Raw genomic sequence first — 10,003 nt, forward strand, 5'->3', positions numbered from 1 at the left:
TAGGCCGGGTGAGAAAGCCGGGATCGGTCAGGAACTCGACACCTGTTGATAGCCGCTGGCTCGGGCATCGCCGACGACTGCACAAGATCCAGCTACTGGAGTTCTCGATCTGTCGGTCGACTCCGAAGCGCGTGGCGCAGCCCATTCAGGAGTTCGGAAAGTTGTGTAGGGGTTCCACTTTCGATGACACGGCGTAGCGCGTAGCCGACCGAGGTGTCGTCGTAGCCCTGCACGGCGAGCCAGTCGAGGATCCTCCGGGAGTCGACGGTGTCGTTGGCACGTGGTTCGCGGGAATTCCGCGTGGGTCGCGGGAACAAGGCTCCTTCATCATTGGTGGTGGCACCGTCGGGCAAAAGGTGCCCAGCGAGCATTTCGGTCTCCGCGGTGGCCGTCGTACGAGCACCGGCGGGGTGATTGTTCTGCGGCAGAGCAGGCAGGTTCGCGCGGTATTTCACCAACATCGTTGCGCCGAAGGAGGTTTTCATCCATCGCCAGCGGGCCGATCTCGCGTCATAGGTCTCCCCACGAGGAGACAACCAGCCCAGCCCCGCCAACACGAGTTCCTCGTCGATCGTGCCGACGCTGTCGAGGCCTGATTTCGGTGGCACCCAATACAGAAGATCAGGGTACGCGAAGTCCACGCTGGCCTGCCTGGTTGCGATCCTGGTCAAGCGCCGTGCCTCGTCGGCGATGTAGTCGGCGTCGAGCACCGGCGATACCAGATCGCGGGGGTTGGCGGCTGCGACTATCGCGGCAGCCATGGTGGCGATGGTGTCGGTGTCTGTGTCCAGCCGTGCCGCGGCGAGCAGCGCTGCCTGTGCTGGGTTGTCAGGAAATGCGCTTGAGAGGACGATGGCCGCGACCGAGGTCGATAGCCCGCTACCGCGGATAGCTGCGTTGTCCAGTTCCAGTGCGGAGACTAGTTTTTCGTAGCCGTCTGCGGCCTCTTCGCGGTCGCGAGCGCGTCGCATGGCGTCGTATGCGGGTAGGGCTGTCTGGAAGAGGTGTTCGGCGCTGTCAATGGTGTTGTTCCACGCGCGTCCGAGCTTCTCGCCGACGGTGGCTTCCCAGCGCGGCCGCCAGTAACCGGCCAGTTCCGGGCAGCGTTCGAACGCTATGAAGGCGTGGCGGGTGCTGTCGAGTATCACCGACCAGTACTCGGGTTGCGGTGGAATCCCTTCTGCCAGAGAGAAAGTGAGCGCGACTGCGTGTAGGACCGCTCCGACGAGGGCGTTCGGGTGCCCGTGGGTGACCACCCCGTTCTTGATCACGTCGTCGAGGTGGTCGAGTGAGATCGGATCGGTGGCGGCGTAGACGTGGGGTTGGATCCGCATGGCGACACCGTTGCCCCCGGCATGTTCCCAGTTCTTGTAGAAGTTGGCAGCCCAGTTGGCGTTATGTTTGCTCATTGCCGCCGCGGCGGCCTTGGTGGCCCGTCCGCCGCCAAGGGCGTAGGACTGCCAGACCGGAAGCTCGATCCGTGAGAATGCCTCGACATCGAACCCATGGCTGGTGATTGCGCGTGCGGTGGCCAATCGTAATTGGGTGTCGTCGGAATAGCATCCGGCGGGTAGGTCGACTCGTACTCCGGAGCGGCCCCCGATTTGGCGTTGCCAGGCAAAGGGTTCGAGCAGTGGCCGCCCCTTGGTGCGGCGACGCAGATTTTCGGGGCTGGTGAGTTCGGAGATCCAGCCCAGCGCGTCAGCCCATGCCGCCCATTGCATGGATGACACCGCGCGGGTTGCGCGGTCTCCGAATGAGTTCACTGAAATACCTCGGGTCGGCAGGCGACGGTGACGGGCCGTGCGGCATGCAAGGCCGCGATCCAGCCTTCGATCTGGTCCAGGTGCTCCTCCTGGGGGACATAGATGGCCTGCAGCTTGGTCAGTGGCACCGCTCCCGGATAGAGGACTTCGGCTTGAGGATTGGTCGGCCGGTCTGCGGGGAGTCCCCGTCGCCAGCTTTTCGATCCGTAGTGACCCCACGGAATCGGTTCGCTGTAGAGGTTTTTCAGCCCTTCCAGTCCCTGCCCACGTCGCACTGTCTGGGTGTGGGTGTTGTTGGTGGTGGTGAACCACACACCGTCATCGGCGAGGATATCAGCGGTGAACGACAAGACGGCCCACCACACATCGCCGGTACGGTGCCAGTTCTGCGAGGTGCCCAGCATCTCGTTGTTGACCACCGAGATCGACATGTTCACATAGCCGGTCCATTCGGGGTCCTTGCGGACCGTGCAGTTGGCCAGCTTGATGTTCTCCAGGTACTTGTCCTCGTCGAGCTGGTCTCGGCAGCTGAGTTGGCTGGTGGCGAGGATCCCGATCAGGCCGTGGTTCGTGGTGAAGTGCAGCACCTCACTGACCCCGCGCTCGTGCACTAAATGCAGGATGTCGGGATTCACAGCTCGATCCGGGTGTAGGTGGCGGGATCGAGGTAGTCGAGGAGTGTTGACTCGGCACCGCGTTTGAACCCGAGGGTCACCGTTGTGCGAGCGCGGCCGATACCCCTGGCCAGCAACCGTCGTAGCGTCTCGAGACCGACATCGCCGTCCTCCTCACCATGCGGTGTGACCTCCTTGTTGAGTCCGAGGATCACCACATGGTCGAACTCAAGTCCCTTGGCGGAGTGGATGGTCGACAATGCGACTGTTTCCTCCCCAGCGGGCCAGCTGTTGTTGCGGGTCAACTGGACATAGCCGACATGGTGGCGTTCGAGCTCGGACCGAGTGTAGGAAAACCAGCGCCCGCCCTTCGGATGCAGAAAAGCGACTGATTCGCGTAGTTCGTCGGCGGGTTCTTCGGTGCCGACGATGTTTTCAAGTACCCACCGCGTCTGGGCGGAGTACGAGCCGATCAGGACGACCGGCAGTGGACCTTCGCCCGTGGCCGAGTCCAGATCGGGCAGCACGCCGTCGATACCGACGTTCATGCCGTTGAGTACCGAGCGGGCGAACGCTGCGATCTGTCGGGTGTTGCGGTGGTTGGTCTTCAGTGATTTGCTGCGCAGCTGGGTGATTCCGGCTTCCTTCCACGTGAAGGCACGCGGATAGATCCGCTGGGCGGCATCGACGACGAAGGTAACCGAGTGCTCGGGCGCGACGTGGGCCATGATCGCGCGAATCTGGTTGGCGGAGAAGTCCTGCGCTTCATCGACGATCACCACATCCCACGGCTGGCAGTCGACCGACGCGGCATCGACGGCGATATCGTTCCAATCACGTACTCCGAAGGACAGTTTCGCTTTCTGGTAGGGGTAGATCACCTCGTCGAGCAGCCGCCGCCTAGTGGTGGACTCCATGCGGGGGGAGGTGCCACGCCCATCGCGGGTCGCACTCACATAATCCTCAAGCTTGCCGGGTTCGAACCTGCTCAGCAGGTACTGCACCTCGTCGGTAAGGAATTCGCGGGGCATGCCGAATCCGGTCAGCAGCTCGTCCAGGATTGTGTCGGCGAAGTCGTCGGCGATGGCGGCTGCCAGATCGTGGGCGTATTTCGCGAAGGTCGTCACCTGTAGTTCGACATTGTCGTAGGTGGGAACCTGCTGGCGAGCGAGCTCGGCGATGTAGCCTTCCAAGGTCCGGTTGTAGGTCAAGACCAGCACCCGCACCGGCGCATTGAGCTTCAACCGTTGATGCCGCTTGGCCCAGCTACCACACAGTTGCTTTAGTCGCAGCAACGCCGTCGTGGTCTTCCCGCTGCCTGCGGCACCTCTGATGATCAGCACCCCTGGCTGACTGTCGATCAATAGGGTCAGCTGCTCGGAGGTCGCCGCCACGACCGGCAGAATCCGCATAGCCGCCTCCAGCGGGCCGGGGCCCAGTCCGCTGGGCTCACATGAGGCCGATGCTACGCGACCAAAACTGTTCCAGCAGAGCGAATTTAACCTACTCATGAGTCGCGACCGCCCGGTATGTCTGGGTTGTCGAGTCTACTTCGGTGGGCGTGGAACCTGCGAGACGCCCGGCAAGGGCGATGCATCGGATGAGGTCTGTTTCATGTCGGACCGTGTGATTACAGTGCACCTATGTCCCTGCCTAACAACAGCTTTCGAGACCGCGCGGTACAGATCGTCGACCAGCTCACAATCGCTGGGAGCGATGACATCGCTGGCGGCTCTGCGGCGCAACAACTGCAATTGGCCACGACCCTCGCACTGCTGGCGGTGGCAGACGAGCTCGCCGCCCATCGCCCGACAGTAAATGGCAACCAAGCAGCTACCACACCGCAGGTCGGGGACGGTTGCGGGAGCGTCGATCTCTTCGACCAGCTCTCGCGGTGGGCTCGCCCGGCCGCGAGAGAATGGGCCGACACTGCAGAGGAATTCGTTCGTGCCGTGATCGCAGAGGGGCGCCGACTAAACGACATTGAACGGATGGGCCTGCCTGCCCATGAGATCGATTCGTTGAACGTTTCGGTGCCGCGGCCGCCCAGCTCGGCGCCACCGATGTCGCGGTCCGCATCGCCGGGGTCTACGCCATGGCCGGCGTCGCTGATGAATCCGCTGGTCTGCGCTGCCAGCAGTGCATCAACGTCCTGTGCGGCTATCTGCGACTGCCATACGATGGCGAACAGGGCAGCAGCGGACGGACCAAACTCGTCCTCACCACACCCACCGACAGTGAAAACACCGATAAAGGCAAGCGCGAAGAACACATTGAATACCGGCAGAACGACCGGGAGGTCCGTCAGACCATCGTCCGCGTCATCACGGACCATCTCCGACGCGAAGCCGAATACAGCTGGTCAACAAGCGATTTCGATTTCCGCACCGCACACCTCGAGGATGCCGATTTCAGAGCGGTGAGGTTTTCCGGTGCCGCTCTGTTCGAGGGCGCGACCTTCTCCGGGCTCACCGGGCTCACCGGGCTCACCGGGTTCGGAGGCGTGAGATTCTCCGGCAACGCCAACTTCGTGGCCGCAACCTTCGCCGCCACCACTTCGTTCGGGCTCGCGGCCTTCTCCGGCCCAGCCCGATTCACGTACGCGACCTTCGCCGACCGAGCCGCCTTCGACGGCGTGAGATTCTCCGGTTCCACAGATTTCGGGAAGACAACCTTCTCGGGCCCCACCGGATTCGACCGCGCAATCTTCTCGGGTCGCACCGCCTTCGACGACGCGACCTTCTCCGGCACCACCATGTTCACAGGCGCGGTGTTCTCGGGTCCCACCGGCTTCGGCGGCCACCCCGGACGCGAGATGTGAAGGCTCGGCAGGAAGCCGAAGCCGAAGCCGATGCCCGAGCAAGAGCAGCGGCCGCGAGCGGGCTCGTGCTCCATCGTTTACGCACGCTGATGCAAGTAGGCACGCCGAGCCATACGGAGGTTGAAGGCGGTGCCCATGACCATCGAAACGGCCAGGTCGATGAAGCACGTTTCGAACGAATCTTGCCAACTGAGGTTACTACCGGGACCCCTCACCCGAGGACCCCGAAACCGCGACGCAAGATCATCAACCGAGTTGGAGAACGGTCGCGGCGAGGCGGCCCGCACTGACTGGAGGTGGCATAACCGTCACCACGACTGCGGCGGTCAGCGCGTGGGTGGTTCACGGAAGACCGCGTGGTGGCGTGCTAATGCCTGGCCGGTGACTCGTTCACGTCGTCCGCTCAGGTATTCGTACAGCAGCCCCAGCGCGGCCGCGATAGGAACGGTGGTGAGAGCGGCCTCGGAGTGCCCGGCGGCAAGCTCGACGATGCCGCCGATGGTGAAGGTGATGCCGGCGGCCTTGAGAAGTGTCAATGCGGCGGACTTGCCGATGCCGGAGTTCACTCGCGCGGCCACGCCGGCGAGGTCATCCCGGACGATCGCCAACCGTTTCTCCGAGGGAAGTTCGGGATCCTGGTCGAGCTCGTCGTCCAGGGCGCGCAGTGCGGCCTTAAGGTCGTGGCGCCAGGCGGCGAATACTCCCTCGTCACGGCGGATGACGGCCAGATCGTGGGGCGTGATGTGGTCGGTGATGTTGGGCAGCTCGATACTGATGAGATTGCGCAACAGTTTGCGACGCTTCCCGCGGTCCATACTCCGAGAGGGGCCGGCCAGGTAGCCTAGGACCGGCTCCATCGCGGGGTGCGGCAGGTAGAGATCCCATGCTCCATGGTCGGCGTCGCCAGCGGTCAGTCCGGCCAAGATTCCGTTTAACGCGACGGATGCGTAGGACTCGGGCTGGAATGGCGGCATCGTCCCCGGCACCAACCCGAGCCGGCGCTCACCCGCCTGCCGGAACAGCTCTTTGCCGAACGGGTCGAGGTCGTCGACGACCTTGCGTATGTCGCGTATGTGGGCGAGATTCCGCAGGTCCCTCGCGGTGTAGCTGACTGGATAGTCGGGGGCATCGATGAAGGTCAGGATGCCCGGGTCGATGACAGGGTCGAGTTCGGCGAGGAACAAGGTGAGCCCGGTGAGACGGTTCCGGCGATACTGCAACACCTCCTCCACCGATCCGACGCCAAAGGAGCCTTCATCGAAGATGCCCGGGATGGGGTCGGAAATGGCCATGGCATCCGCGTAGAGAAGGTGATGGATCAGCGCGGAGCTATCGGCGACCAGTTCATGCGGACTATCGAAGTCGAGGATCGGGGTGCGGCTGAGTTGCGCGACGGCCCTCGACCGGTAGGGGTCAGGCAGGTAGGGCCGGTACTGCTCCGACTCGGGCACCGGGACCGGCGGCTTCGCTTGCTGGGCCCACAGCTCGGGGATGGCGTCGAGTTGCTCGTCGGGAACGTGCCCTTCGGCGATCTTGCGGGCCACGGGCATGTCGGGACCGTAGGCGCCAGCGACTTGCTGAATGACGTCGAGCATCGCATTCACCATCGGAAGCTCCCGGCGGGTCGGCACAGCACAACTGTCGTAGATAGAGTCTGCGCGCTCCGGGCATCCGAGCACTAGCCCCAGACCCCGGGGTCCGGGAGCATCCGGAGAAAATCACGGCAAGGAGTTACCGCAGATAGCGGAGTACTACCGTTCCGTGGACCGCGCACCGCGAACACGAACGAACGCGGGCGGTACCGACGATGCGCAATTCCCGACAGCACCAACGGCATGAGGAACTATCGACACTGGTATACAACCGCTCGCTCTCCCACTCGCCAGACCTGCGCGTTCTCCCGCAGTGAGATCCCGCCCGAAGGGTGGAATAGGTGTGACCCGGGACGGAGGCCCCCGCACATGCCAGTTGGACACATCATGTGTTTGAGTTCTGGCTGATCAGAGCGTCGGCGGGAGACGAAGGGCCTGTCGCTATACCTGGCAGCCGAACTCGCCGTGATGATGGGAAGGTTCGAATCGTCGACACGATGCGCTACTGTTGCGCAAAACTTAAGTGATACTCTGCCTCGGCTGTCTGAAACATAAGCCGATGGGCGGGCGAGGGAGGGCATATGAACGAGCAAGTAGCCCCAACAGCGTGGGAATCGGCGCAGTTCGGGGAACTGGCACTTGAGGTGCGGGCGGCGGTGTGGGAGGCACTGCAGGCCGCGCACCTGCGTGCGGTGGCCAGTCAGGAGGGCAGCGGGCTGAGCTCCAACGACGCGTACGGGCTGATGTGGCTGATCCTGCCCGAGGAGCTGGCCAAGGCGTTGTCCGCGGTCACCCTGGTGCGCACCCCTCGCCCCAAGGGTGCGCGCTATTGCCTGACCGTCCTGGACGAGAGCAACCTGATCATCTACCCGTGGAAGTACGGCGACACCGCGTACGCCCCGCTGGAGTCGGCGAAGATGAATCTCTCGGAGGTGCGTAAACGGTTGCTGGCCCTCGGCACAGGCAGCGCATCCGATCAGCTCTCGCTCGACCACGCCGCGATGTCCGACGAGGAGATCGACGAGCAGTTCCAAGCAGAACAGGACTTCCTGCAGGACGCCGCGGACGCCGGACGACTGATCGTGCTGGCCTTCGCCAGTAACCCGCACGCCGGTGTGCTGCGCGCCTTCTGGGGTGATGCCTCACTGGGCGATGGATCCGGGCGTCTGGAGTGGAGCCACGTCGAAGAGATCCCGCTCGTGTTCGAGGCCGGCGGAGGGGAATCGCGTCCCGCTCCGGCGCGTCCACTCACCCCTGTGCCCGGCCCGGACACGAATACCGGTACGGCCGCGCGGTTCGATCAGGCACCCCTGGAGGAATTCGTGCTCTCGGCGCGAAACCCGGCGGTGACTCCGGACGGTGGCCAGCCTTCTACCCCCGACTCGGAAACCGGAAGTGATGACTGAACGATCCCAGCTAGGTCTGTTCCGTACCGACATCGATACGGAACCGGCTACCGCCGTCGTGGTGGCCGGAGCGTTCGACGCCGGCCGCCTCACCCAGGCACGTCAGCTGGCCGGGCTGACCAAAGTGGCGGTGGCCGAACGGATCGGAGTCTCCGGCGCGGCGGTGAGCCAGTGGGAATCGCAGACCTCCCCACCCCGCCCGGATCATCTGGTCCGGCTCGCCGACGTGCTCGATGTCCCGATCGAATTCTTCGCCGGCGGGCGGCCGTTCGCGCGGTTGGACGGATCGGCCGCGCACTTCCGCAGCCTGCGTTCGACCCGAGCCTCTCAGCGTGCCAAGGCCGTCGCGTTCGTCGAACAGGTGTGGGAGCTGACCTACGCGCTGGAAAAGCACGTACAGTTCCCGCCGGTCGACCTGCCAGGCTTCCTGCCCGACGACACCCGCCGTCTTCCCGCCGCCCCGGCCGCCGCCGCCCGCGTACTCCGACGGCACTGGAACCTGGGCGTCGGACCCATCCCTCACCTGGTCCGGACCATGGAACGACACGGTGTCGTTGCCACGATGGTGCCCTTCGCCGGCGTGGACACCCCCACGATCAACGCCTTCTCCACCTCACGGATGCCGAGGCCGCTGATCGTGCTGACCCCCGACCGCAGCAATGACGTCTACTGGCACCGTTTCACCGCCGCGCACGAACTCGGCCACCTGGTCCTGCACCGCGACGCCGCCCCTGGCGACGCCGAGCAAGAACGCGAGGCCGACGCCTTCGCCGCCGAATTCCTCACCCCCGCCGATCAGATCCACGACCAGCTCCCGAACCGATTCGAGGTCAAGGCGCTCGAGCAGATCAGCCGCGAATGGGGCGTCTCGCTCAAATCGCTGGTGTACCGTTGCCGCGAACTCGGCACCATCTCCGACGCCAGCGCCCGCCGCGCCTACCAGCGGCTCAACCACCTGTACGAGCTCGAAATCATTGCCCCCGATCCGGCGGTGAACTACCCCGGCGAGGTTCCCAGCCTCCTGGCCAAGGCATTCGAACTCGCCGAATCCAACGGCAGCCTGACCGCGGTCAGCCTGGCCCGCGAACTGCGGTGGAAGATCCCCCGCCTGCGACTTCTACTCGGCCAACTCGACCAGCGGCCCGTCCTGCGATTGGTATGAGGTCGACCGGGCTTACGCCGGATCCACCTTTTCATTACGAGTGAAGCGCTCTGGCAACGGCCGCGAGGTGTGAAACTGTTTGGGAAGCAGTAGTTCTATCATTGAACTACATCGGCAGTGCGTGTCCGCACGCCTGCCGATGCGGCTGTCGCAAGGGCTGGGGGAATCGGGCATGTATATGGATACCGACGGCATCGTCGAGGTCCCCGATGGTGTCACCGAGCTGAGCGACTTCTTCCACACGAACCCGCATCACGGCAAGACCTACACCGAGATGACGCGCGAGATCCGGCAGGTTGCCACCCTGCTGCTGTTCTATGTGGTGTGGCTGGCGGCGGCGATCCTCACGCGCTAGGGCGGCTATTCCGAGGCGGGACTTGCGGGCGTGAGAGTGCCCCGGCAGCGCCAGCGGCGGCGTCATCACCACTCTGGCGGGCGTGCTGGCCGCCATCTTCCGTGTCTTCATGAGCAGGAAGTAGACAACCGCGCTGAGTGCCACCGATGTCCCCCCCCCCCCCTGCGTGTCAGGGTGAGGTGAGTCCACCGGCTCGGAGCCAATCGGGCAGACGCAGGGCGAGAGACGGATCGATATTTCATGACCAGGACAAGCACCGCGGTGGCCGAAGGCCACAATGGGCGGAT

General features: G+C 64.1%; 8 protein-coding genes. 4 read left to right on the forward strand and 4 right to left on the reverse strand.

What is annotated here, in order from left to right; all coding sequences use genetic code 11:
- Positions 1–92: 92 nt before the first annotated feature.
- Genes GFY24_RS36195 through GFY24_RS36205 form a run of 3 tightly spaced genes read right to left on the reverse strand, consistent with a single transcriptional unit; the run spans position 93 to position 3,792 of the window.
- Positions 93–1,766, reverse strand: coding sequence for an ADP-ribosylglycohydrolase family protein (locus tag GFY24_RS36195; protein WP_153809618.1), 1,674 nt, complete (start codon positions 1,764–1,766; stop codon positions 93–95).
- Complete coding sequence (locus GFY24_RS36200) at positions 1,763–2,401, reverse strand: DarT ssDNA thymidine ADP-ribosyltransferase family protein (protein WP_153809619.1); 639 nt, start codon at positions 2,399–2,401, stop codon at positions 1,763–1,765. Before GFY24_RS36200 ends, GFY24_RS36195 begins: the two co-directional genes overlap by 4 nt.
- Positions 2,398–3,792 carry a 3'-5' exonuclease gene (locus GFY24_RS36205; RefSeq protein ID WP_153809620.1) on the reverse strand — a complete coding sequence of 465 codons (1,395 nt, stop codon included), beginning with the start codon at positions 3,790–3,792 and terminating at the stop codon, positions 2,398–2,400. Before GFY24_RS36205 ends, GFY24_RS36200 begins: the two co-directional genes overlap by 4 nt.
- 683 nt (positions 3,793–4,475) lie before the next feature.
- On the opposite strand from GFY24_RS36205, the gene GFY24_RS36210 reads away from it, so the two are divergent.
- A complete protein-coding gene (locus GFY24_RS36210) occupies positions 4,476–5,201 on the forward strand; it encodes a pentapeptide repeat-containing protein (RefSeq protein ID WP_153809621.1) in 726 nt (241 codons plus the stop codon).
- Between the two features lie 326 nt (positions 5,202–5,527).
- Here the strand turns inward: GFY24_RS36210 and GFY24_RS36215 are convergent, their stop codons facing one another.
- A complete protein-coding gene (locus GFY24_RS36215) occupies positions 5,528–6,808 on the reverse strand; it encodes a hypothetical protein (RefSeq protein WP_153809622.1) in 1,281 nt (426 codons plus the stop codon).
- 566 nt (positions 6,809–7,374) lie between these two features.
- Between GFY24_RS36215 and GFY24_RS36220 the strand changes: the two genes are divergently transcribed.
- The 3 genes from GFY24_RS36220 (at position 7,375) to GFY24_RS36230 (ending at position 9,716) form a co-directional block, all read left to right on the forward strand.
- Positions 7,375–8,199, forward strand: coding sequence for a hypothetical protein (locus GFY24_RS36220; protein ID WP_153809623.1), 825 nt, complete (start codon positions 7,375–7,377; stop codon positions 8,197–8,199).
- Positions 8,192–9,361: an ImmA/IrrE family metallo-endopeptidase gene (locus tag GFY24_RS36225; protein WP_153809624.1), complete on the forward strand. Its 1,170-nt coding sequence runs from the start codon at positions 8,192–8,194 to the stop codon at positions 9,359–9,361. Before GFY24_RS36220 ends, GFY24_RS36225 begins: the two co-directional genes overlap by 8 nt.
- A 121-nt stretch (positions 9,362–9,482) precedes the next feature.
- The gene (locus GFY24_RS36230; protein WP_153809625.1) at positions 9,483–9,716 is read left to right on the forward strand and encodes a hypothetical protein; all 234 of its coding nucleotides are present in this window, start codon (positions 9,483–9,485) and stop codon (positions 9,714–9,716) included.
- Positions 9,717–10,003: the final 287 nt, after the last annotated feature.

Source organism: Nocardia sp. SYP-A9097, assembly GCF_009649815.1.
Taxonomy (GTDB): domain Bacteria; phylum Actinomycetota; class Actinomycetes; order Mycobacteriales; family Mycobacteriaceae; genus Nocardia.